Origin of the sequence: Nannocystis exedens (genome assembly GCF_002343915.1) — a bacterium.
Taxonomy (GTDB): domain Bacteria; phylum Myxococcota_A; class Polyangia; order Nannocystales; family Nannocystaceae; genus Nannocystis; species Nannocystis exedens.
In genome coordinates this window covers 4,495,984-4,521,539 of sequence record NZ_NETK01000001.1, presented here as the reverse complement: position 1 = coordinate 4,521,539, position 25,556 = coordinate 4,495,984, and the positions used below count along the sequence as shown (strand labels likewise).

18 protein-coding genes are annotated in these 25,556 nt (G+C 70.3%); 10 read left to right on the top strand and 8 right to left on the bottom strand.

Annotated elements, in window-relative coordinates:
- The first annotated feature begins 154 nt into the window (after positions 1-154).
- The 3 genes from NAEX_RS17765 to NAEX_RS17755 all read left to right on the top strand — a co-directional run bounded on the left by NAEX_RS17765 (position 155) and on the right by NAEX_RS17755 (position 6,127).
- Positions 155-2,137, top strand: a complete 1,983-nt coding sequence (locus NAEX_RS17765; RefSeq protein ID WP_096328674.1) for a serine hydrolase domain-containing protein — start codon at positions 155-157, stop codon at positions 2,135-2,137.
- A gap of 603 nt (positions 2,138-2,740) precedes the next feature.
- Entirely contained in the window at positions 2,741-3,631 is an 891-nt protein-coding gene (locus tag NAEX_RS17760; protein WP_143140930.1) for an ADYC domain-containing protein, read from the top strand.
- A 9-nt stretch (positions 3,632-3,640) separates the two neighbouring features.
- The gene (locus NAEX_RS17755; RefSeq protein WP_096328672.1) at positions 3,641-6,127 is read left to right on the top strand and encodes a serine/threonine-protein kinase; all 2,487 of its coding nucleotides are present in this window, start codon (positions 3,641-3,643) and stop codon (positions 6,125-6,127) included.
- Between the two features lie 205 nt (positions 6,128-6,332).
- On the opposite strand, the gene NAEX_RS17750 is transcribed toward NAEX_RS17755, so the two are convergent.
- The 3 genes from NAEX_RS17750 to NAEX_RS17740 form a co-directional block, all read right to left on the bottom strand.
- Complete coding sequence (locus NAEX_RS17750) at positions 6,333-7,622, bottom strand: hypothetical protein (RefSeq protein WP_096328671.1); 1,290 nt, start codon at positions 7,620-7,622, stop codon at positions 6,333-6,335.
- A 292-nt stretch (positions 7,623-7,914) separates the two neighbouring features.
- Positions 7,915-9,099 carry an arginine N-succinyltransferase gene (locus NAEX_RS17745; RefSeq protein WP_096328670.1) on the bottom strand — a complete coding sequence of 395 codons (1,185 nt, stop codon included), beginning with the start codon at positions 9,097-9,099 and terminating at the stop codon, positions 7,915-7,917.
- A 132-nt stretch (positions 9,100-9,231) separates the two neighbouring features.
- Entirely contained in the window at positions 9,232-10,047 is an 816-nt protein-coding gene (locus tag NAEX_RS17740) for a metallophosphoesterase (protein ID WP_275937653.1), read from the bottom strand.
- A 336-nt stretch (positions 10,048-10,383) separates the two neighbouring features.
- Here NAEX_RS17740 and NAEX_RS17735 point away from each other — a divergent pair, with 336 nt between their 5' ends.
- From NAEX_RS17735 to NAEX_RS17725, 3 genes are all read left to right on the top strand, one after another.
- Positions 10,384-11,526 carry a response regulator gene (locus tag NAEX_RS17735; protein ID WP_096328668.1) on the top strand — a complete coding sequence of 381 codons (1,143 nt, stop codon included), beginning with the start codon at positions 10,384-10,386 and terminating at the stop codon, positions 11,524-11,526.
- 271 nt (positions 11,527-11,797) lie between these two features.
- Complete coding sequence (locus NAEX_RS17730) at positions 11,798-12,919, top strand: hypothetical protein (protein ID WP_096328667.1); 1,122 nt, start codon at positions 11,798-11,800, stop codon at positions 12,917-12,919.
- A 463-nt stretch (positions 12,920-13,382) separates the two neighbouring features.
- Positions 13,383-14,210, top strand: a complete 828-nt coding sequence (locus tag NAEX_RS17725) for a hypothetical protein (RefSeq protein WP_100793229.1) — start codon at positions 13,383-13,385, stop codon at positions 14,208-14,210.
- An 802-nt stretch (positions 14,211-15,012) separates the two neighbouring features.
- Here NAEX_RS17725 and istB read toward each other — a convergent pair.
- Genes istB through NAEX_RS17710 form a run of 3 tightly spaced genes read right to left on the bottom strand, consistent with a single transcriptional unit; the run spans position 15,013 to position 17,622 of the window.
- Entirely contained in the window at positions 15,013-15,768 is a 756-nt protein-coding gene (gene istB / locus NAEX_RS17720; protein WP_096333575.1) for an IS21-like element helper ATPase IstB, read from the bottom strand.
- A complete protein-coding gene (gene istA, locus NAEX_RS17715; RefSeq protein WP_096328665.1) occupies positions 15,752-17,266 on the bottom strand; it encodes an IS21 family transposase in 1,515 nt (504 codons plus the stop codon). The genes istB and istA overlap by 17 nt, the downstream gene beginning before the upstream one ends.
- On the bottom strand, positions 17,263-17,622 hold the full coding sequence (locus NAEX_RS17710; protein WP_096326787.1) for a hypothetical protein: 360 nt from the start codon (positions 17,620-17,622) through the stop codon (positions 17,263-17,265). Before NAEX_RS17710 ends, istA begins: the two co-directional genes overlap by 4 nt.
- A gap of 621 nt (positions 17,623-18,243) precedes the next feature.
- Here NAEX_RS17710 and NAEX_RS17705 point away from each other — a divergent pair.
- A complete protein-coding gene (locus NAEX_RS17705) occupies positions 18,244-19,158 on the top strand; it encodes a hypothetical protein (RefSeq protein WP_096328664.1) in 915 nt (304 codons plus the stop codon).
- Positions 19,159-19,440: 282 nt separating this feature from the next.
- Here the strand turns inward: NAEX_RS17705 and NAEX_RS17700 are convergent, their stop codons facing one another.
- Entirely contained in the window at positions 19,441-20,127 is a 687-nt protein-coding gene (locus NAEX_RS17700) for a matrixin family metalloprotease (protein ID WP_143825586.1), read from the bottom strand.
- Positions 20,124-21,035, bottom strand: a complete 912-nt coding sequence (gene metF / locus NAEX_RS17695) for a methylenetetrahydrofolate reductase [NAD(P)H] (protein WP_096333645.1) — start codon at positions 21,033-21,035, stop codon at positions 20,124-20,126. The genes NAEX_RS17700 and metF overlap by 4 nt, the downstream gene beginning before the upstream one ends.
- Positions 21,036-21,103: 68 nt before the next feature.
- Between metF and NAEX_RS17690 the strand changes: the two genes are divergently transcribed.
- From NAEX_RS17690 to NAEX_RS17680, 3 genes are all read left to right on the top strand, one after another.
- A complete protein-coding gene (locus NAEX_RS17690) occupies positions 21,104-22,666 on the top strand; it encodes a permease (protein ID WP_096328662.1) in 1,563 nt (520 codons plus the stop codon).
- Positions 22,667-22,677: 11 nt separating this feature from the next.
- Positions 22,678-23,460, top strand: a complete 783-nt coding sequence (locus tag NAEX_RS17685; protein WP_096333644.1) for an exodeoxyribonuclease III — start codon at positions 22,678-22,680, stop codon at positions 23,458-23,460.
- A gap of 178 nt (positions 23,461-23,638) precedes the next feature.
- Complete coding sequence (locus NAEX_RS17680) at positions 23,639-25,546, top strand: M2 family metallopeptidase (RefSeq protein ID WP_096328661.1); 1,908 nt, start codon at positions 23,639-23,641, stop codon at positions 25,544-25,546.
- Positions 25,547-25,556: the final 10 nt, after the last annotated feature.

Genomic DNA, 25,556 nt, shown 5'->3' with positions numbered 1-25,556 from the left:
TGTCGCCGCGGCCCGCAGGCGCGACAAGGTCCGCGGGCGCGTCGGCGGCTGCACCCGACCGACGCTACGACGAGGGAGTACCCCTGAGGCGAGACAGGACGTCGACGTCGCCCCGGCCGCGCGCGACCGGCCCCGTGCCTGTTACACTGCGGCCGTGAACCATGCTTCGCTGCTGTCGGCGGACCTCCGCGCGCGCCAGGTGAGGCGGCGCGCGCTGGCCGTCCTCCTGTTCGTCCTCTTCGTTTTCGGCGCCGCGCTCGGCGGTCCGGTCGAGCCCGCTGGCCACGTGCTCGACGAGTCGGCGCTCGTGCATGCGACCACGGCCGCGCCGCCGATCGAGGTCGAGGCCCCGCCGACGCTCGAGCAATTGCAGGCGCGGGTCGCCGCCGTGCTCGCGCGGGAGGGTGTCCCCGGCGTCGGCCTGGCCCTGGTCGATCGCAACGGCGTTCGCTGGGCCGGCGGCGTCGGCGTCGCGGATCGCAGCACCGGCGCGCCGGTCGGCCCCGACACGCAGTTCCGCGTCGCCTCGATCACCAAGAGCTTCGTCGCGCTCGGCGTCATGCGCCTGGTCGAGCAGGGCCGCCTCGACCTGAACCGCCCGCTGCGCGAGCTCATGCCGGACGTCGCGCTGGGGAACGACTGGGACGCGACCTCGCCGATCACCCTCGCGCACGCGCTCGAGCACACCGCGGGCTTCGACGAGATGCGCTTCAACGAGTACTGGGGGGAGGACGGCGCCGTGCCGCGCGAGGCGCTGGCGATCAACCCGCGCTCGCGGGTGGCTCGCTGGCGGCCCGGCAGCCGCATGTCGTACTCGAACCCCGGCTACACGCTCGCCGGTCACGCGATCGAGCTGGCCACCGGCGAGTCGTACGAGACCTTCCTCGAGCGCGAGGTGCTGCGCCCGCTCGGCATGCCGACGGCCCGCTTTCGTCGCACCGACGAATATGCCGACCGCCTGGCCACCGGCTATCACGAGCCCGACCGCCCGGCCGAGTTCCGCCCGATCTACCACGCTCCGGCCGGGGCTTTGCTGGCCTCGCCGCGCGAGCTCGGCCAGCTCGTCCACTTCTGGCTGCGCCGCGGCGAGACGGGCGGCCCGGCGATCGTCGGCCCTGAGTCGCTGGCCCGCATCGAGCGGACGGAGACGCTGTCCTACCCCGGCGCCGACAACAATTACGGCCTCGGCAACTACGGCGACGTGCTCCACCCGGCGCGCGGCCGCGGCCACGACGGCGGGCTGCCGGGCTTCCTGTCGTGCTACCGCTATTTCCCCGAGCTCGGGGTCGGCTACGTGATGCTGTTGAACAGCACGCATTCGCTGCAGGCGTACCTCGAGATCCGCGCGCTCCTGTTCGGCTACCTCACCGGCGGGCGCACCGTGGTGCCGCCGCCGCCCGTCGAGCCCGACCCCGGGGCGATCGCGGCGCTCACCGGCTATTACGGGTACGCCAACCCCCGCGTGGAGTTGTTCGGGTTCATCGAGCGGGCGATGCTCGGGATCTCCGTCCGCCCCGACCCCGCCGGCATCGACCTCCGAATGCTCACGGGCGAGAGCGTGCAAATGGTCTCGACCGGCGACGGCGGCTTCCGTCACTGGCGCGAGGGCGGCACCAGCGTCCGCCTCACCCGCGGCGACGACGGCCGGCGGATCCTCGTCGGCGGCATGGCCTACTTCGAGGAGGGCTCGTACGCGTGGGCCCGCGCGCGCCTGCTGCTGCTCGGCGCGGCGAACATCCTGCTGCAGCTCGCGCCGGTGTGGGCGCTCGGGTGGGCCGTCCTGGCCGTGATCCGCCGCCTGCGCGGCCGCGCGATCGCGGCGGGCGAATTCGCGCTGCACGCCTGGCCTGCCGCCGCCGGGCTGGCGTGGGGCCTGCTGCCGCTGCTGTTCGTCCACATGGCCCGCGCCGAGGCGTACACCACCGCCAATCCGCGGAGCGTCGGCGTGTGCGTCGGCACGGTGGTGTTCGCGGCCTGCTCGGCCGCCGCGGTGGCCGAGGTCGTGCGCGCCGGGGTGGCCCGCACGGTGCCGCTGGGGCTGCGCCTGGTCCCGAGCGCCGCGGCGATCGCCGGATTCGGCATGACGCTCTACTTGATGTTCCACGGCGTCATCGGCCTGCGGATCTGGGCGTGGTGAGGCCGGGGCTCGTCGCCCGGCGATGCCGGGCCGGGCCTGTCGAGCATGCCGAGCAGGCCCGGCTGCGACGAAAGCGGGCAGGGTCGTAGCATTCGCGGGACGTCTGAGCGCCCGCCCGAGCGGTCGAGCTCCACGGCTCCTTTGTAGAGGGAGTCGCGGGGCGCAGCGGCGGGGGGTCGGTTCGAACCGCGGCGCACCGACCCCAGGAGCGCCACGACGACGCCCGCGGGTGTGTGCGGCGCTCGTCGACAAAATCGCGATCGTCGTACGATTTGATGATTTCCATATACATGTCTTTCGAGACAGGCAATGGATTGGCTGCCCGGGGCCGGCAGGCGGTTGAATTCGAGCGCGCGGGGCCGGGGCCGCGACGTGTTTCAGCCGGAGGATACCCACACGCGACTCCAGGTCCGCACTGCGAGGGTGGCGCACTCGAGGCGGCGGAGGAGTTGCCGGCGAGGGGGCGCGCGGCTCCGTCCGGTCGCGACGTTGTCCTGCCGGAGGCACGATTCGCGACGGCGGCCCGGGCGCATCTTGATATCGACGAGGGCGGATTGGATGCGCGTGCGACGAGCGACGGCGTTGGGGTTGATGACGGCGACCATGGCGTGTGATGTGGGCCACATCCCCCGCGCGGACGGGCCCGACGAGGTGGGCGTCCGCGAGCTCGAGATCAACGGGTTTCGACTCAATGGCCTCCGGCTCAACGGGTTCCGGCTCAACGGGTTCCGGCTCAACGGGTTCCGGCTCAACGGCGACGCCGGCACCGGTGATTATATCGACCTCGAGATGTTCCAGCTCCACCAGGGCTGGACCGTGACGCACGCCTGGCTGGAGGGCAGCGAGCTGCGGGTCCAGACGTCGACGGGGACGACCCTCGTCGGGACCCAGCTCGTCGATTCTATCCTGCATTTCGGCCTGGTGGACGGGGCGCCGAAGAAGCGCAAGCTGAAGATCGCCGGGGCCGCGCTGCAGAGCTCGGGGTTGTGGCTGTACGACCTGCAGATCAAGGACGACGTCGGCGTGTGGGAGCCGCTGTGCGTCGACGCGCTGGGCAACGCGACGCAGGCGGTGATGGTCGGCGCGGTGTGGGATCCGTCGACGGGCGACCGGCTGCCGGCGGTGAGCGGGCTGGTGACGCTGGCCTGCCGGGACGCGGCGATCGGCAAGTGCGCGGAGTGGGGCTACCACCCGTGGGAGTTTGCCGACCACCACCAGGCGTGCACGCGGATGGTCCGCGCCGACTATTGCGGCGACGGGGCGTCGCACACGATCGACGGCATGGTGATCCACGTGCTCGACGAGATCGGGGTCGAGGAGGCCGAGGCGAACCTCGACTACGTGGTCGAGGCCGAGTGGGGGCCCGACGGGGCGACCTGCCTCAACCTCGAGTCCACGCGCCTGGTCGGCTCGACCGCGGGCTGCGAGCGGACCGCCTGCGGCGAGGCGTTCGCCTCGGGCGGGCTGATCCAGACGGGAATCCCGGTGCCCTGAATCGCGGCGATGACGGACGCGCAAGCACACCCCACGGCGATCGGCCCCTTCGTCGTCCTGCGCAAGCTGGGCGAGGGGGCGATGGGGGTGGTGTACGCCGGCTACGACCTCGCGCTCGACCGCAAGGTCGCGCTCAAGCTGGTGCGGCCGTCGCTGCTCGACAACGAGTCGGTGCGCGAGCGGATGACCCGCGAGGCCCAGGCGATGGCCCGGCTGTCGCACCCGCACGTGGTCCAGGTCTATCAGGTCGGGACGCACGAGCGCAGCGTGTACATGGCGATGGAGTACATCGAGGGCGAGACGCTCGCGAGCTGGCAGCGGGCGCAGCCGCGGCCGTGGCCGGCGGTGCTGCGCACCGTCTGCGACGCCGGGCGCGGGCTGGCGGCGGCGCACGCGGCCGGGCTGGTGCACCGCGACTTCAAGCCCGACAACGTGCTGGTCGACGCCGAGGGCCGGGCGCGGGTGGTCGACTTCGGGCTGGTGCAGGCCGGCGTGGGCGAGGAGCGCGAGGGCGACGACGAAGAGACCGAGGAGCCGGTGATGCAGTCGACCTTGCCCAGCGGCGAGGTGAGCGGCGAGCGCTCGGGCGGGGTGCGCTGGTCGGCCCGGCTGACCCGCCGCGGCAACACGCTCGGCACCCCGCTGTACATGTCGCCCGAGCAACACTTCGGCCAGCCGGTCGGGCCGTGGTCCGATCAATACAGCTTCGCGCTGACGCTGTACGAGGCGCTGTACGGCGAGCACCCGTTCTGCGCCGATTCGTGGGAGGGCATCCGCAAGCAGATCCGCGCCGGCACGGTGCCGCCGCCGTCGCCGGGCTCGCCGGTGCCGTGGCGGTTGTTCAAGGTGCTGCAGCGCGGGCTGGCCTTCCGGCCGGAGGACCGCTGGCCGAGCCTGGCGGCGATGATCGCGGCGCTCGAGCACGACCCGTGGCGCCGTCCGCTGGCGGTGATGGCGGTGGTCGGCCTGCTCGGAGTGGCGTCGGCGATCAGCTACGCGGCCGCGAGCCGCGGGCAGGAGGCGCCGCGCTGTCAGGCGGTCGAGCACGAGCTCGCGGGCGTGTGGGACCGCGAGCGCGCCGACGCGGTGGCGGCCGCGTTCGCGGCCACGCAGGCGCGCTTCGCCGCCGACGCGCTCGAGCGGGTGACGAGCCGGCTCGACGACTACGCGCGGTCGTGGACCGACGCCAGCCGCGAGGTGTGCGAGGCCCACGTGGCCGGCAGCCAGACCGGGCGGATGATCGATCTGCGGAGCGCCTGCCTCGGGCGCCGCAAGGCGCACCTCACCGCCCTGGTCGACGTGCTCGCGGCGGCCGACCGCGACGTCGTCGAGCACGCGGTCCAGGCGGTCGCGGCCCTGCCGAGCATCGCCGCGTGCAGCGACGCGGAGGGGCTGATCGGCGGCACCGCGCCGCCCGACGACCCGCGGACGGCGGCGCGCGTCGAGGCGCTGCGCGGGAAGACGGCCCGGGCGGCCGTGCTCGAGGTCACCGGGCACTTCGATCGCGGGCTGGCGCTGGCGGCCGAGGTGCGGGCCGAGGCGGACGCGGTCGGGTACGGGCCGACGATCGCGGAGGCGGCGCTGGTCGAGGGTCGGCTGCAGGTGAGCGCCGCGAACCCGACGGCGGCCGAGGCGGCGCTGGTGCGGGCGATCCGTCTGGGGATCGCGCACGACCTGCACGCGGTGGCGGGCGAGGCGGCGGCGCTGCGGATCTTCGTGCTCGGCGTGGGGCTGAATCGGCGGGCGGAGGCGTTCGCGGCGGAGGTGTTCGCGGAGGCGCTGGTCGAGCGGGCGCACGACGACGGGCGGCTGCAGGCGCTGCTGAGCAACAACCTCGGCGCGGTCCACGACCTGCAGGGCGACACCGACGCCGCGCGGATTTACTACGAGCGCACGATCGCCGGGCTCAAGCGGCGGCCGGGGCCGCCCGATCCGCTGATCGCCATCACGTACAACAACCTCGGCGGCATGTACCACGATCGCGGCGAATTCGCCCGCGCGCGCGAGTATTATGAATTGTCGATGCAATTGTTCACGACGATCCTCGGCGACGCCCACCCGTTCGTCGCCCACGCGCTGGCCGGGCTCGGTGACGCCGACGCAGCCGGCGGGGCGCCCGAGCGGGCGCAGGTCAACTACGAGCAGTCGCTGGCGCGGATGGAGGCGGCGTACGGGCCGGCGCACCTCTATCTGCTGCAGCCGCTGACGGGGCTCGGGCGGGTCCACGCGCGGCTCGGGCGGGCCGCGGACGCGGAGCAGGCGTTCGTGCGGGCGGTCGCGATGGCGGACGAGCTGGAGCTCGGTCACCCGCTGCTGGCGCAGGCGCTCGAGGGCCTGGGCGAGCTGGCGGCGAAGCGGGGCGAGCGCGGCCGAGCCGGGTCGTTCTACGAGCGCGCGGCGGAGGTGTGGGCGGCGAACGGCGACGCGACCGCGGGGGAGCGAGCTGTCCTTCGGGCCAGGGACTTGCGAGACGGGCTGGCGCCCTCGGGGCAATAGCCCGGGCGCGTGCCGCCGGCGGAACGAACCATGGAGGCCGTGCCTGTCGGCGCCCATGCGGCTCGACGGGCCGAGTCGGACCGGGCTGCGTGCGTCGGCTGTTCTGCCGGACAGGCGCCCGGCCGCGAAGGACCTCCCGGCCGGTATGCCGCGCACGACCACCCGCGCGGCGCGGGCGTCCTGGCCCGGCGGCCCGCAAGCGGGCTCACTGCGGGATGATGCCGCAGCTGTCGACCTCGTTGGGGACGCAGCCCATGCAGTCCCAGCGGAACTTGTCGAGGATGCCGACGGTGTCCCACACGGTGTCGCCGAGGTCGAAGACGGAGATGGCGATCGTGAAGGTCTCGCCGGGGGCGGCGGAGCCCTTGGCGGTGTACCAGCCGGTGGCGGCCCCCTCGTCGTCGCCGGGGAAGCCGGTGCCCGCGAGCCGCGGATCGCCGGGGAGGATCGTCATGTACGGGTCGAGCGCGGTGACCGTCAGCGGCTGCTCGTCGATGAAGGTGACGTTGCCGGTGAAGGTCTCGCTGGTCGACCACACGATCAGCATGTCGTTGACCGTCGCGTTGACGTAGTTCGGCCACTCCTCGGTGAAGTAGACGAAGTCGAGCAGGTAGCCGTGGGTGCCCTGCGGGACGTCGAGGTCGAACGACATGTAGAACACGTCGTGGGCGACGCCGGCGCCGATCCCGTTCCACTGGTTGGCGATCGTGTCGGAGCAGTCGTGGACGCCGTCGCAGTTCATGAACGGCGTGCCGCCGGCGCCGTTGTTGCTGCCCATCTCGTGGTGCATGACGCCCGGCAGCTGCGTCTGGTCGTCGGGGTTGCCGTTCGGCTGGGTGTCCTGGCCGTTCTGCTCGACGAGGCCGCCGTCGGCCTCGAGGTTCGGGAAGGTGCCCGAGCCGATCACGAGGAACCGCGAGCCCTCCTTCGGCGCCCACGCCCACTGGTTCGGGTCCATCGGATCCTTGGCGGTCCCGAAGTGAGTGGCGACGCGGTAGCTGCTGGTGTCCGGCGCCATGATCACCGGGTTCTTGATCGGGATCGCCATCGCCGGGTTGTCCGAACAGTTGAGGCCGATCGCCTTGAAGATGTCGTCGCCGGCCTCGTCGCACGGCGGCTGCGTCGCGGGCGCTTGACACTCGTCGATGTCGCCGGTGGTCGCGTCGCCGGTGGTCGTGTCGTCGGTCGTCGATGAGGTGCCGTCGGTCGTCGTGGTGGCGTCGGTCGTGCCGTCGGTCGCCGGGCCGTCGGTCGCCGTCGCGTCTTCCGTCGTCGTGCCGGTCGCGGTCACGTCCGCGGTGGTGCCGGACGTCGGCTCGGTCGCCGACTCCGACTCGCCCATCGTCCCCGACTGCTCCGTGGTGTCGCCGACGGTGGGGTCGTCCACGCCTGAGGTCGTGGTCCCAGGGACGGTCGGATTGAGGGTGGTGATGTTCGCGGTGTCCGAGATCGAGAGGCCGCTGTCCTCGCCGCAGGCGGCGAGAGAGAGGGTCAAGCAGGAAGAGAAGGTAAGAGTTCGTGTATGGCGCATGTCGGTGTCGTTACCGTCTCGCGTGAACACCGCTCGTCATGAACGGCGGGCGAGGTCGCCACACCTTAGCCTGCTTCGCAGCGATCGAGCTGCCGTACGCGAAATCTCCGGTCGAGTGAGATCGACAGCGGGATATCTCCGCGACGGCACCCGGCGGGTGACTTCGCCAACTGCACCCGGGCCGCTGTCCGCTGAATTGAACCAGGAGCGGCTGTCCGAATCCGCCGGCGGACCTGCGGCTCACCTGTCCTTGCGGTCAGCTCAGCCGGAGCGAGCCGGTCGGCGAGCGAGCGCCGGGGGGCACGCTGGCGACGCGGTCGGAGTAGCGCCGTTGCGGGCGCAGGGCGACCAGCACGCGGGCCTCGGGCGAGGGGGTGTCCTGCCCGGGCGCGAGCACGCCGAGCTGCTGCAGCGCCTCGCGGCGGACCAGCACCTGCGTGGGCGGGGCGCCGGGCGGCGTGTCGGCGGCGAACACGGCCTGGGCGGGGGTCCAGACCGCGCGGAAGTGGGGCGCGCGGTCCTGGGTGACGGCGACGATGCCGGGCTGAGCCGAGGGGTCGGGCTCGCCGACGACGGGCGCGTAGCCCTGGGTGTCGCGGACGATCGTGACCTGGTCGGTGTCGGCCTCGTAGTGCGGGCCGCCGTCGAACGGGTCGACGCGGCCGCTGTACTGGAAGCCGATGCTCTCGAGCAGCCGCTTGGCGCCGACGGTGTTGGGGCCGACCTGACCGATGATGTCCTGCACGCCCTCGGGCAGCAGGCACGCGTGGATCGGCATGGTCGGGAACAGCCGCCAGATGAACTCCTTGTTGAAGCGGCTGAGGCGGTCGGCCTCGTGGTAGGTGAGGCCGGTGAACTTGTGGCCGAGCGCGTCCCACAGCGGCGAGCGCGTGGTCCCGCCCGGCCCCTGGACCAGCGGCGGCAGCAGCTCGGCGAGCAGGCGGTCGCGGAACCACCCGCGGTGGCTCGAGATGAAGACGAAGCGGGCGAGCGACAGCAAGCGGCCGAGCTTGTCGGGGTGGTGGCGCAGCTCGGGGCGCAGCACGAGGCCGCCGAGCTCGGTCGGGCCGTCGTAGGTCTGGCCGAGGTACAGCATCGTGTGCGTCATGTGCACGTCGTGCACCTCGGAGTTCGGGGTGACGCGGAGGTCGGCGTAGCGCTCCTCCTGGATGACGCGGAAGAACACGTGCGGCTCGTCGGTGTCGCCGTGCTGGGCGTGGATCATCGACGTGCCGACGACCTGACCGTCGTCGCCCTCGAGCACGAACAGGAAGCGGCGGGTCGGGTCGAAGTCGGGGCTGCCGCGGAACGAGGCCAACGAGCGCTGCAGCAGCTCGTGGATGTAGGGCCGCTCGGGCGGCAGGTTGAGGCTGTTGAGGTGGCGCGCGAGCTCGAAGATCGCGTCTTCGTCGCTCATTGCTGCCTCGCGGAACAGGAACATGAGGACACCTTCCAGGGCAGGGTGGAGCGCGTCGTGTGGCGCTCCGAATCGCCGCTGGCCACCGAGAGTGTGGCACCGAGGCACGCATGAGGGCGCTCGCAGTGCGAGCCCTCACTGCGTCCGGCACTCACATCACGGCTCGCGCAACACCGTGACCTTGTCGCCGACGATCTCCAGCGCCTCGGGGTGACCGCCGTAGTACGCGGCCATGCCGACGTCGATGCACCACACCGCGCCGTCGCAGGCCGAAAACACGCCCTCCTTGTGGACGGTGTGGCCGACGACCAGTCGCTTGGCCGGCACCGCGGCGAGCGTCTCGCGCAACACGTCGCACTCGGCCGGCTTGGGCTCGAGGCAGTAACGGCGCACCCATACCGGGCTCTCGTCGTCTTGCAGGATCTCGGGGGAGATCTCTCCGTCGCCGCGGAGCCAGCGCTGGACCTCGTCGTTGATCGTGTCGAGGCCGCGACGCACGTGTTGCGGCAGCAGGCCGCCGTGCGTGAACACGGTTTCGCCGATCACCAGGACGACCGGTCGGGTCGCGAGCTTGCGCGCCCACGGGCCGCCCGGCGCGAAGGCGAGCCAGCGGCCGCGCATCGGCTCGGGCACGCGGGCGGCGCGCGGGTCGGCGAGGTCGACGCCGGGCTCGTGCTCGAAGTCGAGGAAGCCGCCGGCGGTCACGTAGCGCAAGTCGCCGGCGGCGTTCATCAGCTCGTGATTGCCGTTCAGGACGTGCAGGGCCCCGCCGGCGGCCCGGGCCTCGGTCTGCAGGCGCTCGAGCAGCTCCAGGATCTTGCGCTCGCCGTCGCCACGGTCGAGCTGGTCGCCCGTCTGCACGACCACCAGCTCCTTGCCGATCCATCGATCCTGGGGGTCGATCGCCCCCGCGAGCCGCAGGGCCGCGCGCGTGGCCTCGAAGTCGCCGTGGAGGTCGCCGAGGGCGACCAGCCGCGCGGGCGCAGGCAGGCGCGTGGTCGTGGGCGCGGCCGCCGGGGGCGCTGCGGTCGCGGTCGTGGGCGCGGCCGCCGGGGCGCCGCGGTCGCGGCCGGCGGCGCAACCGGGGCCTGCTCCGCGCTCGCCGCCGGGCGCGCGACCTGCTGCGCACCGGGAGGCCGGCGCGCCGAGTCACACGCCGCGAAGGAACATGTTCCGAATGCCAGGATCGCCCCGCACAGGGCAGTACGCGTCGCTCGCCGCGGGTCCTCACGCATGGACCGGGAGGGTAACACGGCGCGCGGATCCGCGGGCCCCGCGGGGCTGGCGATCCGCGGTAACGTCCGAGTGATGGACAGCGGCGCTCCGCAGCTCAACGGCGGCCGGATCCTCGTCGTCGACGACGAGGCGACGATGCGCCGCCTGCTCGAGAAGTTGCTGCGCCTGGAGGGCTACGACGTCGCCCTCGCCAGCTCGGGGGAACAGGCGCTGCAGGAGGTGTTCTCCCGGGGCGCCGATACGGTGCTTCTCGACATGCGACTGCCGGGCATGAGCGGCCTCGATGTATGTCGAAACATCCGCTCGCACCCGCGAGGATTACACACGCCGATCGTGTTCATCACCGCGGTGAACGACCGCGAGCTGCGCCGCAAGGGCATGGAAGCCGGCGCCGACGATTTCCTCAGCAAGCCGTTCGACGAGGTCGAGCTGCTGGCCCGGATCCGCAACAGCGTGCGGGTGAAGCGCTACTACGACAACCTCGAGCAGCAGAAGGGCGCGCTGGCCCGGGCGATCGACGACCGCACGACCGAGCTGGCGGCGGCGGTGGCCGAGCTGACGCGCATGCAGAGCGAGCTGCGGGCCTCGCACGAGGAGACGATCTATCGCCTGTCGCGCGCGGCCGAGTTCCGCGACGACGAGACCGGGCAGCACCTGCAGAGGATGAGCTGGTACTGTCACTTGATCGGCAGCAAGATCGGCCTGTCCCCGAGTACATGTGAGTTGTTGCGGATCGCCAGCCCGATGCACGACGTCGGCAAGCTGGGCATCCCCGATCGGATCCTCCTCAAGCCCGGGCGGCTGACGCCGGAGGAGTTCACGATCATGAAGACGCACGCGGAGATCGGGTACCGGATCCTCCACGGCTCGACGGCAGCGCCGCTGGAGATGGCGGCGACGATCGCCCACACGCACCACGAGAAGTGGGACGGCAACGGCTACCCGCGCGGGCTGCGCGGCGAAGACATCCCGCTGGCCGGGCGGATCGCGGCGATCGCCGACGTGTTCGACGCGCTGACCAGCGCCCGCCCCTACAAGCCCGCCTGGCCGCTCGAGGCCGCGCTCGACCTGATGCGCAAGAACGCCGGCTCCCACTTCGACCCGCACCTCACCGACGTGTTCTTGACCCACATCGACGAGGTCCTGGCCATCCGCGACCGCTTCGTCGACGGCCACCCGGAGCCACACCCCGAGTCGGTCGCCCTGGTCGGTTGAACGGCCGCCGCGCCGGGCGCCCCCGCCGGCAGGGTCGGTGAGGCCATGAGGCCAGCCGCCGCGCGAGAAAGTCGCACGGTCGGCAAATTGATCGGCCGCCGGGGCGCACTGACCCGGTGAGAGGCGTCCCTCGGCGGGCGCGCAGGCGCAGGCAGCGTATGCCCGCGGCCCGGCGCGGCGCGCGAGGGGGTGTCGACGTATTGCCAGCGAAGCGAGCGGGACCATGTTCGGATTGTTCAATAATGATAGAGGTAATCGTCGGAGCGGGTATGTGCATTGTCGCGGCGTCGTCGCCCTGGCGGTGAGCCTGGCGCTCCTGGGCTGTTCGGGCGGCGGCGGCGGCGGGACCGAGGCGGCGCCGAGCTCGGGCGACGAGCCGGGCTCGTCGAGCGACACGAGCGACACGTCGAACCCGCCGACGGGCAGCTCCAGCGAGCCGGGCGGCACCGACACGACGTCGCCGGGCGAGGTGATCACCGAGGGCGACCCGACGGAGGGCGACCCGACGGAGGGCGACCCGACGGAGGGCGACCCGAGCGCGGGGCCGACGACGGAGACGTCCGGCGACCCGCCGGTCGAGGAGTGCCACCTGGCCGACGACAACGTCGAGTGCAACCTGCTGGTCGAACGCAGCGGCGCGATCGCGGTGTCGAGCGAGCACCTCTACCCGCCCGCGAGCTTCAAGGCCGCCGACGAGCCGACGGCCGCGGAGGCGTGCGACATCTACGGCCAGGACTGCCCCGAAGGCCAGAAGTGCACGGTGATCGGCCAGCAGTGGAACGAGGTCGCCTGCGTGCCGCTGACGCAGTTCCCGCGCCAGCTCGGCGAGTACTGCGGCCAGGAGGGCGACGGCGATACCTGCGATGTCGGGTTGCTGTGCCAGTGGGACGCGCTCATCATGAGCTCGGTCTGCAAACCGCTGTGCGGCTGCGGCGAGGCCAGCCCGACCTGCAGCGAGAACGAGCGCTGCGTGATCTACAATAATGGGCTCCTGCCGATGTGCGAGCGCCTGTGCGACCCACTCGACGTGTCGACCTGCAAGGAGGGCGAGGTGTGCATCAAGGGTCAGTGGGTCAACGACTTCTTCTGCAGGCTGGACGCGTCGGCCGAGACCGGGAAGTTCCGCGACGCGTGCGACAAGGCCAACGGTTGCGACCCCGGCTACTCGTGCGAGGCGCCCGAGTACGTGCCCGGCGGCTGCCCCGAAGGCGCGATCGCCTGCTGCACGCCGATGTGCGACCTCGATGACCCGCAGTGCCCGGAGGACTCGAAGTGCTACGAGTACTTCGGCGGCTTCGGGCTCGAGCCGGCGCAATGCCTCGAAGACGTCGGCTTCTGCACGGTCGAGACGGCGCCGCTGGTCGAGCGGGGGGAGCTGCGCCTGTCGATTTGAGGGGCGGAGGACTCCAGTGCGGAGATCGGGACCTGGAGTTCGCGAATTGCCGACTGTGAATTCGGTTCAGTTCCGGCGTATACGCCAGAACTCGGACTAATTGCCAGCCAGTGCCAGGCGGTTGCCCACGGACCGGCGGGGTCGGCCGCATCGGAACCACGGGTGACAGCGTCGGGGGCGGGGCGGTTCCCGCCAGCATGTCCACGGCCTCGCGAGCCTTTCGGAGCTTGTCGAGGTGGATGTAGTACGTCATGGTCGTGGCCATGAGTGAGTGGCGCGCGAACGCCTGCAGGGCGTAGGGACTCGTGGCGGCCGGGCTCGAGCGTGGGCCTGTCCACCGAATCGAAAGCGACTCGGCAGTCGTCTACGTCGCGTGCGTACTCGAGTACGTGTCCGACGTCCAGGCGGCGATGGACGAGATCCTTCGCATAGCCGAGACGGTTGAGAACGTCTACGTGGTGACGTGCAGCCCTGGACGCTCACGGCGACCCTGCGCTCCCGTGCGCGATGGGCCGGCATCGCCGACACCCACGCATGCTCGATGGGGCGCAATCACGGCGCTGAGCCCGACGTTCTCTCGGACAGCGCGCTTGTGGAGGCGCGCGACGGCATTGAGGAAAGCGAGAAATTTGAGCTTCTCTTGGGCGATAATCCTGATGCCTCAGTCATTGCCGATGCGACGCGGTTGATGGCGTCGGTTCCCGCACCTCCGGGTGTCGACGCCGAGGGCAAGATCGTCATCGAGTATCTCGGGCTCGGCCAGCTCCAAGAGACTCCCGGGGAGGTACGGGCGCCGGAGGTGGAGCCGCTCAGCGAAGCCGAACTGCAAGGTCTGGAATCGCAAGATCCGGATTTCACCTCGTTCATCGGTATCAACCTGGCGACACGGAATCAGTTCAAGGTCACGATGCCGCGGGAGCTTATCACCGGGCTTGCGCCGCCGACCCTCGACGATGCGCCGGACATCCAAGCGGGGCCGGGCGATTTCGATGACGTTCAGGAAGGGATTCAGGGCCTGTTGCAGGCGCCGCAACTGGCCGCCGAGACCGCAGAGATGTTGACGCCGGACGGGCCCGACTACACCGCCGCGGCTGGAGGCGATGATGCGCTGCCGGGTTGGAGTCTGGGGGCGATCTTTTTACGGTTCGAGCGGGTAGAAATGAAAGTTCGTGGCTGGCTAGCGTCGCCATCAACTCCGGGAGCATCCCACCGGGTGAAGACCTCTGGTACTTCGTCTACCCAGACTACATCACAACGGGACAGCGGCAGTTCGACTTTGGTATTCTTGTGACCCCGGGTCGCATCGGCGGCTCTGGCGTTGGCCAGGCAGGTTGCTTTGATGGCAAGTGCTCGTTTGGAGCTGCCACATATACCGACAGCACGACTTCTGGCTACAACGTTTACCGTCGTGGCTACCCTCTTTGCGATCCCTCCTTCCTGAGCACTGGGACGGCTAGGATCGACGAACCATGCCAGGGCGGCAGCTTTACATCCGTGCAGGCCTGCACGAATGTGCCGTGCAATCCCGCCCACTTGTACGGACAAGATGCCGCCTGTGGCCCTGACGACTTCGCGTTCCCTGACCCGGATGGCTGGAACCGGATTCTTCACCATAGCTGCGATGCGAGCGCCGGCGACAGCGGTTCGGCTCTTTACCACAAACATGCGACTTTAGGTTGGGTGATCCTCTCAGTCCAGTCGGGCCAGGAATGTGGCGCGGTCACCCCGTGCTCCCCGGGGCACGGGCCAGGGTACTTTCGGCCGCTGATTGACGTTCGTATCACGCCCGAGTACCGTGGCTGGATCTCACACTGGCTGAGTACATACCCCTGAGTCCGCCGATGCATCCCTCATCCTTCGCCCGCTCGTTCGTTCCTTCACCCCGGATCAAGATCTAAGGGAGTTCCAAGCTCGGTGGGCTGCTCGCCCTCGCCCTGATAGCTTGCGGAGACGACAAGGTGTTGTCGCCGGCCACGATCCGCAGCGTAGCGCCGGTGTCCGGCGCCGGTGGGTAGCGCCGGTGTCGGACGCCGACGCAAATCGCCGGCGCACAGCGCCGGCGTGGACGTGATGCGGGAGCTGGCTGCGGGCGGTCAGCCTGGGGGTTTTGGCGGACGGCTACGGCGACGGGAGGTGCGTTCGTTGGCTTCCTTGAGGCGCCAGGATTCGCCGGCGATCTCGACGATCTCGACCTTGTGGCAGAGGCGATCGAGGAGGGTGCCGACGCAGGAGGCGCTGTGGAAGACGGCGGCCCACTCGCTGAAGGGCCGATTGGTGGTGATCACGACCGGCGCCTTGGTGTATCGCTGGGAGACGACCTCGAAGAGCAGGTCGGCGTAGCGGTTGCTGTAGGGCAGGTAGCCGAGCTCGTCGACGACGAGCAGCGCGGGCTTGACGTAACGGTGCAGGCGACGGCGCAGCGCGGCGGCGCCGTCCTGCGCGGCGAGGTCACCGAGCATCGCGGAGGCGGTCGTGAAGCGGGCGGTGTAGCCCTGCAGGACGGCGTGGTGGGCGAGGTTTTGCGCGAGCATGGTCTTGCCGACGCCGTTGGGGCCGAGGAAGACGACGTTGACGGCTTCGCGGATGAAGCCGAGCTCGAAGAGTTCGTCGACGAGGGCGCGGTCGAGCTTCGGGTGCTTCCAGTCGTAGTCGGCGATCGGCTTCATCGCGGTCAGCTTGGCGGCGAGCATGCGGCGCTCGAGGCTGCGACGCTTTCGCTCGTGCTCCTCGATGTCGAGGACGGTGCGCAGCCACGGCTCGCGGACGACCTCATCCCAGCGTGCGTACAAGCCATGCAGGCCGAGACCCAGAGCGCGCCTTCGCAGGGCATCGTCAGGTGCGAGAGCCATCGTCACCCTCCTCATCCTTCGGACGCAGCCGGTCGTACAGGTCGAGCGCGTGCGGCCTCACGACGACGTCGCGCAGCCGCGGGTTCGTGGGTACCTCGGCGGACAGCGGCGCGGGCCGCCCTTCGTCGGCGCGCCGCCTTTCGAGCAGCTGGCGCACGCTCGGCGGATGGACGAGCTCGCGGGCGTTGGCCTCGGCGAGCGCGGCGTCGAGCCCCGCGGCGCCGTACTGGTCGAGCAGACGCCCGAGCTGCCAGGTCACGTTGCCGAGGTTCTGCCCGCGCTCGGCGCAGCGATGCAGGAAGCCGCGGCTGTGCGGCGCGGCGTGCTGCAGGCGGTCCATGCCGCGGTGATGATGCGCGGCGCGCTTGTCGGCGATGAGCGCCTCGATGTGCGCGGGATCCTCGACGCGTTCGTCGCGGCCCCAGGCACGCGCGTGCGTAGCGACGACAGCGGTGCCGTCGACGATCCGCACGGTGTCCGGGTCGGCGACCACCGCGAGCTGCCGGCGCACGTGGGTGTGCGGCACCGAGTAGTCGTTGAGGTCGAAGCGCACGTACGGCGTCTTGCCGACGTGCACGGGCACGACCTCGTCGCACGGAAAGCGCGTCTCGGACAGCGGCATCAGCCGCGCCCGCTCCTCGGCGAAGGCATCGCCGACCGTCCGCGCGCGATCCTCCGGGCACGGGCGCGCGGCAGCGATCCGCGCGCACCAGTCGGCGGCCTGGACATTGAGGTCGTCCAGATCGGCGTACGTGCGCGCGGCGAAGAAGTTGTCGCGGATGTAGCGGATCCGCCGCTCCACGCGCCCCTTCTCGTTGCCCCGCGCCGGCGCGCACGGCTTGGGCGCGTATCGGTAATGACCGGCCAGCCGCAGCAGCGTCTCGTTGAAGCGGATCGCGTCGCCGACGCGCTCGAGCACCGCGCTCTTGAGGTTGTCGTACAGGAGCTCGCGCGGCACGCCGCCGAATGTCTCGAAGGCCAGCTGGTGGCCGCGCAGGAAGCTCGGCATCCGCGCGTCGAGGAAGAAGTGCAGGTGCATCATCCGCGACCAGCTCAGCACCATGACGAAGGCCATCAGCGGCCGCTCCGCCCGGCCGACCCGCAGCTTGCCGAAGTGCGCCCAGTCGACCTGCCCCTGTTCTCCGGGCAAGGTCGCAAGGCGCAGGTACGCTTCGGCCTTCGGCCGCGGCCGCATCGTCGCGACGATCTCGCGGAAGCGCGAGCACTTCCCCGTGTACCCGCGTGCCTGCACCATCTGCAGCAGCCGGCTCGCGCGCAGCCGCGGGTACCTCTCCAGCGTTTCGCGGATGAATGGCAGGTACGGGTCGGCCTTCGACGGTCGCGGCATCGTCACCGCCGGCACCACGCCGGCCTGGCCGAGCACGCGCGTCACGACGCTCGTGTGCACGCCGAGCTGCTCGGCGATCGTCCCGATCGGCCAGCCCTCCGCGTGATGCAGGCGGGCGATCTCCGCCTCGGTTTCGGGCCGCGTCTTCACACGTCACCTCCGAGAAGGCGCAGCTGCCGGAAGTCACCGACGCCGCGGATCCGTCTCCGTGCGCCGCCGTGCACCCGCGTGGAAAAATCCACGAGCGGGCTGCGGTGCCCGCGAAGATCCGCGTTGGGAAACGCCCAGTCGATGTAATCCGGACCCCTCGCGTCCACATACTGCACAGCGCCGAGCCGCTGGCCCTGCCACATCGCCAGCCCCTCCAGCACCGTCATCAGCGCCCGCGGGTGCTCGCTGTGCAGCGGCAGCCGGGCCTTCAGCCGATCCCCCTCGCCGTCGATCACCAGGATCTGCAGGTCCGGCTCGCAGACCCGCAGCAGGGCTCTCCATCTCGATTGACTCACGATCGTCCTCGTCTCCGCAGATGGCGACCAGCACCACGCCGGCCTCGGCCACCTGCTCGTCGAGCATCGGCGCCGGCTCCGATGTGGCTAGACCGTGATCCATCACGATCTTCATCCGCCGCTCGGCGCGCCGCCTCGCCTCGGCCCTCGCGTGCATCCGCCGGCCGTGCATGCTCCGCGCGTACCGCCGCCTCGCCGCCCGCACCGACACAAGCCGCTGCTGGGCCGCGCAGTCCTTCCCGCAGTACCGCTGCCCGCGGTCGCAGGCCCGGCACACCGAAACCTGCCGCCGGCACCTCCCGCAGTTGAACAGTCGCTGGCTCTCGTCCTCGATCGACCACGTGCCCGGCCACGCACTCCGCTGGACTTCCCCGAGCCCTCGCCGTACCCTCCTGCCGTCGCTTCTTTGTTGGCTGTCCTTTTGGGGTACGGCTGGCTACGACACCGAGCGCTGAGAGTCGCTACCTCTCAGCGCTCACCTTTTTGGCGGCCACGCTCCCTTTACCCGACCCGCCAGCGTTCGCCGAAAACTTGACGCGCTGCTTGATCCTCATCCGCTGACCGTTGACGCCTCATCGGCGCTGCGCCTCGGATTTCGGCCGGCGTCGACACAAGGGGAAGATGATGACGGACGCTGGAACCGATTCAGCCTCGGATGCTCGATTGCTTCGGATCCCAGAAGGCTTCGAGCTGTGCATAGCTACCCCGGGGCTGTCGACGCCGCTGTTCCACTTCCGTGGGGTTCTGCGACTGGACCCGGGTGAAGTCCCGCTACCAGCAGAACCGGACGTTCAGGCCGAGGCGTGGTTGCCGTTCACGCTCCAGACGGGGCCGAACGGGCCCGAGATCCGCGGAGCCGAGGGGAAGGGCGCGATCTGGATCGCGGCCAACAGCGTACCGAGTTCAATCTACTTCCTCGGCGAGGGTCAAGGGTGGGAGACGGTCATCTACGTCGACAATCCGGACGCGATGACGGTGAGAGGCGACCGCTTGCTCGTACAGGTCGCCTATCCCGCCGGCACCAATGAGTTTGAGCTGGCGCCGGTATCCACCCTCGACCAGGAGTCTCGTCTCCATGTCATCGCCTTCGCACCTGGGATCGCACCCGAGGATCCCCCAAGGCGCACCCTGGCGGGTCCGTGCCAGTTGACCGACATCCAAATCGACCGGATTGACGTCAAATTGGCCGAGGGGGCGGTGTCGTTCCACACACGCCCCGCCCGATGGGGAGCCCTCGACGGCTTTACGGTCCTCGCTCAGGGCGAGGTCGACGGGATCGCTATCGAGGTCGACAGCTATTGGGACCTCGAGTATGCGACAAATAATGCGGAGAGCAGGTACGGCGCCAGCCCTCGCTTGGCCGTGCGATTCGGCGAGCAGCCGGATGGCTCCTGCATTTTGGTCGTCGAAGCGGACCCATTCGCCCCGGATGAGGTCTATTCGGCGCGCATCCTTGACTGTGAGCAGAACAAGCTTCGGGATCTTGCGTTGGAGTCCATCGACTTCGTCGCTGGCGGTGGCGAAAGCCGGTGGTAGCGCGTTGCACCATTGAACGGCACCACGATCCTCGATCCCTTTCTCGGTGCGCCACGCGACGTCGAGCCGATCTCGTCTCCCACGCCTCGGGCGGTCCCGCGGCGTCACGCCGGGGCGTAGGCGGGGGCCTGGCGCAACTCGTCATCCAGGCGCAGAGTCGCCTCGATGTGCTCGATCACGGCCCGGGCGCGGCTCAGCGGAGGTTCGGGGAAGCGACCGTGATCACGGTGACTGACGGACCGCCTCAACCGCAATGTCAACTCAAGTCCAGCTAGAAGACCGTCAGCCGGGCTTTTGTGCCTGTCCCTTGCGACCTGCCCGATCGACCAGCATGCCCTCGCGCAGCATGCGGTCGCGGTGGCGGCGCATGCGGGCGAACTCGGGCTCGGCGAAGCTGAGCTCGCCGGTGAGCCAGGCGACGCGGGGGGTCTTGTTCATCAGGCTCTCGTCGTACTCGGAGTGGGGCAGGCCGAAGAAGTGGCCGAGCTCGTGGGCGAGGGTCAGCGCGCCGGCGATCTTCGAAAGAATGACCCACCGGCGCGAGCGGTCCTTGCGGAAGCGCCAGTGGACGCCGCGGATCTCGCTGCCGGCGATGTCGACGTCGGCGAGGCGGCCCACGACGAACACGTGGGCGACGCCGCGGCTGAAGTGCGGGTCGCCGAGGGCGTCGCGCTCGGCGCGGTCGTCGACCTCGGCGTCGGTGGCCGGGAGCGCGTCGGCGGCGATGACTTCAAAGTTGACGTCGATGGTGGAGAAGCGGGCGTTGGCCTCGGCGATCTGGGATGAGACCCACTCGACGGTCTGAATCGCCGTGCCGGCGGTGACGACGAGGTGGAGGTGGACGCCGAAGCAGCGCGGGACCTCGGCGCTGCAGCGCGGCGTCTGTTGCACGTAGGCGGCCAGGTCGGGGCTCGTCGGCGGGGCCGACAACGTCGCCGCGAGCGTGGCCGCGAGCAGCAGCATCGTCACACCGCCACGTGGGCGAGCCGCAAGATCTCGAAGATCGCGCGGGTCGCCGGCGACTTGTTGAGGGTGTAGAAGTGAATGCCCGGCACGCCGGGGCGCGGGGTGGCGAACGGGTCGCCGACCGGCGGGGTGAGCAGCGCGCGGCACTGGTGGGCGGCGTACGAGACGCCGGTCCAGAACACCTCCTGCGGGTCGCCCTCGGTGCTCTGCAGGCGCTGCCGCAGCGGCGCCGGGATGGTCGCGCCGCACATCTGGGTGAAGCGCTGGATCTGCTCGTAGTTGGTCACCGGCATCACGCCGGCGAGGATCGGCACGGTGATGCCGGCCTCGATCGCGCGGCCGACGAAGTCGTGGTAGGTCGCGTTGTCGAAGAAGAGCTGGCTGATGAGGAAGTCGACGCCGGCGTCGACCTTGTGCTTGAGCCACTTGAGGTCGGTCGCGCCGCTCTCGGCCTCGGGGTGGACCTCGGGGTAGCAGGCGGCGCCGATGCAGAACGGGCCGCGCTCGCGGATGAAGGCGACGAGCTCGCTGGCGTGGCGGAGGCCGCCCTCGGGGGCGACGAAGGCGGCCTCGCCCTTGGGCGGATCGCCGCGCAGGGCGAGGATGTTGCAGATCTCGCGGTCGCCGAGCTGGTCGATGGTGCGGGCCAGCTCGTCGCGGGTGGCGCCGACGCAGGTCAGGTGGGCCATCGGCTCGATGCCGAGCTCGCGCTTGATGCGGGCGACGATGTCGAGGGTGCGGGTGCGGGTGCTGCCGCCCGCGCCGTAGGTGACGGACACGAAGTCGGGCGACAGCGGGGCGAGCTGTTCGAGGCTGCGCCACAGCACGGCCTCGCCTTTCTCGGTCTTCGGCGGGAAGAACTCGAAGCTGAACACAGGCCGCTTGTGGGCCAGGCGCTCGCGGATCAGCATGTCCCCGTCCTCGTAGCACGGGCCCAGGGTCCTGGTCCAGCGGCGCGCGGTTTGGTACATCGGGCCTCATGCGCTGGTTCCAACGCGGCGACATCGACGGGTTCTTCGGCCTCGCGGTCGACAACCTCGTGCAGCTCCTGCTCATCGACGCGCTGTGTCGCCACGTGCTCGGCTTCTCCGACGCGTTGCTCTACGGCCAGGTGCTGCCCGGCGCGGCCGTCTCGCTGCTGGTCGGCAACCTCTACTACGCGTGGCAGGCGCGCCGCCTCGGCCAGGCGCTCGGCCGCTCCGACATCTGCGCGCTGCCCTACGGCATCAATACGGTGTCGGTGTTCGCACATGTCTTTTTGGTCATGTTGCCGGCGAAGCTGGCGGCGACCGCCGCGGGGGCGGCCGACCCGACGACGATCGCGTGGCAGGCGGGGCTGGTCGCCTGCTTCGGCTCGGGGCTGATCGAATTGAGCGGCGCCTTCGTCGCCGAGCGGCTGCGCAGGGCGACGCCGCGGGCGGCGCTGCTGTCGACGCTGTCGGGCGTGGCGCTCGGGTTTATCAGCCTCGGGTTCTTGTACCGCAGCTTCGCGCGCCCGGTGGTCGGCCTGGTGACGCTCGGGGTGCTGCTGCTGGTGTACTTCGGGCGGCTCAAGTTCAAGGGCGGGGTCCCGGGCGGGCTCGTCGCCGTCGCGCTGGGGACGCTGATCGCGTGGCTGACGGGCATCGCCCCGGTGGGCGAGGCGCCGGCGCACGGGCACGGGCTGCAGCTGCCGCTGCCGGTGCTCGGGCCGCTGATCGAGGCGCTGACCGGCGACATGCTGTGGGCCTACCTCGCGGTCATCGTGCCGATGGGCGTGTTCAACGTGGTCGGCTCGCTGCAGAACATCGAGGCCGCCGACGCCGCGGGCGACCCGTTCCCGACCACGCCGTCGCTGGCGATGAACGGCCTCGGCACGCTGGCCGCGGCGCTGTTCGGCTCGTGCTTCCCGACCACGATCTACATCGGTCACCCCGGCTGGAAGGCCATGGGGGCGCGCGCCGGTTACTCGATCCTCAACGGCGTGTTCGCCACGCTCGTGTGCCTCACCGGCACGCTGGCGTACATCGCCTGGGCGGTGCCGATCGAGGCCGGGATGGCGATCATCCTGTGGATCGGTATCGTCATCACCGCGCAGGCGTTCGAGGCCACGCCGCGAGCGCACGCGCCGGCGGTGGTGATCGGCGTCCTGCCCGGGGTCGGCGCCTGGGGCGCGATGATGGCGAAGGCGGGCCTGCGCGCCGCGGGGGTCGACGGCACGACGAGCGCGATGTCACCCGCGCTGGTGCCGATCTTCCAGCGCGGCGACGTGTGGATCGACGGGGCCTTCGCGCTCGAGCAGGGCTTCATCTTCACGTCGATGTTCCTCGCCGCGACCACCGTCGCGGTCATCGAACGCAAGCTGCGGCAGGCCGCGGCCTGGTGCTTCGCCGGCGCCGCGCTGTCGGCGCTGGGGTTCATGCACTCGTACGTGTGGACCCCGGCCGACACCGTACTATCCTTGTCGCCCGCCTGGCCCTTCGTCCAGAGCTACGCGCTGATGGGCCTGGTGTTCCTGGTCGCCCCGCTGGTCACCACCCGCAGCGACGGCCCCGCCCACTGAGAACCGCCTTGCTGACGATCGCCTCCTGGAACGTCAACGGCCTGCGCGCCCTGGCGCGCAAGCAAGCCCTCTCGCCCTGGCTCGCCAGCGGGCCGAGCATCGTCGGCCTGCAAGAGGTCCGCGCCAGCGCCGAGCAGCTCGGCGAGCTGGCTCGACCCGAAGGCTGGCCTTTCGCACATGTCTCGGCGGCCAGGAAGCCGGGCTACAGCGGGGTCGCGCTGTTCAGCAAGCTCACGCCCGACAGCGTCGACACCGCGCTCGGCCCGAAGTTCGACGTCGAGGGCCGCCTGCAGCTGGCCCGCTTCGGCAAGCTGGTGGTGGCCAACGTGTACTTCCCCAACGGCAACGGGCAGGACCGCAGCAACGACCGCGTGCCCTACAAGCTGTCGTTCTACCGCGCGCTGCGCAAGCGGCTCGACGCGCTGCGCGGCGAGGGGCTGCGGGTGCTGGTGATGGGCGACTTCAACACGGCCCACCAGGAGATCGATCTGGCCCGCCCGCGCGACAACCTCGGCACCAGCGGGTTCCTGCCGGAGGAGCGGGCCGAGCTCGACCGGTGGCTGAAGCGCGGCTACCACGACACGTTCCGCAAGTTCGAGGCGGGGCCCGGCCACTATTCGTGGTGGTGCCAGCGCGGCGGCTGCCGCCAGCGCAACGTCGGCTGGCGCATCGACTACGTGCTGGCGTGCAGCGAGGCGCTGCCGTTCGTCAAGGCGGCGGCGATTCACTCGAGCGTGCTCGGCTCGGATCATTGCCCCGTCAGCGTCACCGTCGATCCGGACATCGTGCGCTGACCGGCGGCGCTGGGGGCTCCGAACCAGCACGGTCGGCAAAGCCTCGCGCTCGCATGGGCCCGCACGCGTCCGCGGTGGTTTCGCCGCCTGCAGTTCGTGTGTCGCCTGCAGCGGCGGTGACTTTTGCGGCGCGGAAATTCCGCTGACAACCGCGGCGACGCGCAGTATCGTCCCGCCCATGCTCCGCACCCGCGTCGCCGCAGTCCTCGTCCTTTCGTCGCTCCCCGTGATCGCCTGTCAAGGCGGCGCCGAACAACAACCGCCGCCGGCGGCGCAGAAGGGCAAGCCGGCGCGGGCGAAGACCGAGGTCAAGGCCGAGACCAAGCTCGACAGCAAAGAGGTCGAGAAGAAGCCGAGCCAGGCGGCCGAGGCCAAGGCGTTCGTCGACCGCGTCGACGCCGAGCTGCGCACGCTCGCGGTCGCGGCCGGCAAGGCCGAGTGGGACAAGAACACCAACATCACCGACGCCACCGAGAAGGCCGCGGCCGAGGCCAACGAGAAGCTGATGGAGTTCATGGCCAAGACCATCAAGGAGGCCACGACCTTCACGGGCGACGACATCGACCCCGAGACGCAGCGCAAGCTGCACCTGCTCAAGGTCGCCGCCAGCCCGCCGCCGGCCCCCGGCGACCCGGAGAAGCGCAAGCGGCTGGCCGAGCTCGGCGCCAAGATGGAGGGCATCTACGGCAAGGGCAAGGCGTGCGAGGGCGCGAAGTGCAAGGACCTCGGCGCGCTCGAGGACATCATGGCGCAGAGCCGCAAGTACGACGAGCTGCTCAAGGCGTGGACCGGCTGGCACAAGGTCGCGATCGAGCTGCGGCCGCTGTACCAGGAGTTCGTCGGCCTCGCCAACGAGGGCGCCAAGGAGATCGGCTACAAGGACCTCGGCGAGCTGTGGCGCGCCGGCTACGACATGAGCCCGGCCGAGTTCGAGCAGGAGACCGAGCGGCTGTGGACGCAGGTGCGGCCGCTCTACGACAAGCTGCACTGCTACGTCCGCGGCAAGCTGGCCGACAAGTACGGCAAGGACAAGGTCCCGGCGGAGGGCCTCATCCCGGCGCACCTGCTCGGCAACATGTGGGCGCAGGAGTGGGCCAACATCTACCCGCTGGTCGAGCCGTTCCCCGGCGCGGCCAGCCTCGACGTCACCGGCGCGCTGAAGAAGGCCAAGTACGACGAGGTCAAGCTGGTCAAGCTCGGCGAGTCGTTCTTCACCTCGCTGGGCCTCGACCCGCTGCCGGCGACCTTCTGGGAGCGGTCGATGCTGCAGAAGCCGAAGGACCGCGAGGTCGTGTGCCACGCGAGCGCCTGGGACGTCGACCTCAACGACGACCTCCGGATCAAGATGTGCATCAAGATCAACCAGGAGGACATGGTCACCGTCCACCACGAGCTCGGGCACAACTATTATTATCACTACTACTACAAGCTGCCGGTGCTGTTCCAGAACGGCGCCCACGACGGCTTCCACGAGGCGATCGGCGACGCGATCGCGCTGTCGATCACGCCGGCCTACCTCAAGCAGATCGGCCTCATCAACGACGTGCCGGCCGACGAGAAGGGCCTCATCAACCTGCAGATGCAGGACGCGCTCGAGAAGATCGCGTTCCTGCCGTTCGGCAAGCTGATCGATCAGTGGCGCTGGGACGTGTTCTCCGGCAAGACGGCGCCCGAGAAGTACAACGAGGCCTGGTGGGCCCTGCGCGCCAAGTACCAGGGCATCGCGCCGCCCGAGGACCGGCCCGACCCGGACTTCTTCGACGCCGGCGCGAAGTACCACATCCCGGCCAACGTGCCGTACACCCGCTACTTCCTGGCGCGGATCCTCCAGTTCCAGTTCCACAAGGCGCTGTGCGAGGCGGCCGGCCACACCGGGCCGCTGCACGAGTGCTCGATCTACGGCAAGACCGCCGCGGGCGACAAGCTCAAGGCGATGCTCGCCCTCGGCTCGAGCAAGCCGTGGCCCGAGGCGATGGCCGCCCTCACCGGCACCAAGCAGATGGACGGCGGGGCGCTCCTCGAGTACTTCGCGCCGCTCGAGAAGTGGCTCGACGAGCAGAACGCGGGCAAAAAGTGCGGCTGGTGAGCGGACAGCA

Coding starts and splice junctions, on each gene's coding strand:
- NAEX_RS17760 (WP_143140930.1), top strand. CDS start 2,741: ATGGCGTGTGATGTGGGCCACATCCCCCGCGCGGACGGGCCCGACGAG.
- NAEX_RS17755 (WP_096328672.1), top strand. CDS start 3,641: ATGACGGACGCGCAAGCACACCCCACGGCGATCGGCCCCTTCGTCGTC.
- NAEX_RS17745 (WP_096328670.1), bottom strand. CDS start 9,099: ATGTTCCTGTTCCGCGAGGCAGCAATGAGCGACGAAGACGCGATCTTC.
- NAEX_RS17735 (WP_096328668.1), top strand. CDS start 10,384: ATGGACAGCGGCGCTCCGCAGCTCAACGGCGGCCGGATCCTCGTCGTC.
- istB (WP_096333575.1), bottom strand. CDS start 15,768: ATGGCTCTCGCACCTGACGATGCCCTGCGAAGGCGCGCTCTGGGTCTC.
- NAEX_RS17705 (WP_096328664.1), top strand. CDS start 18,244: ATGATGACGGACGCTGGAACCGATTCAGCCTCGGATGCTCGATTGCTT.
- metF (WP_096333645.1), bottom strand. CDS start 21,035: ATGCTGATCCGCGAGCGCCTGGCCCACAAGCGGCCTGTGTTCAGCTTC.
- NAEX_RS17690 (WP_096328662.1), top strand. CDS start 21,104: ATGCGCTGGTTCCAACGCGGCGACATCGACGGGTTCTTCGGCCTCGCG.
- NAEX_RS17680 (WP_096328661.1), top strand. CDS start 23,639: ATGCTCCGCACCCGCGTCGCCGCAGTCCTCGTCCTTTCGTCGCTCCCC.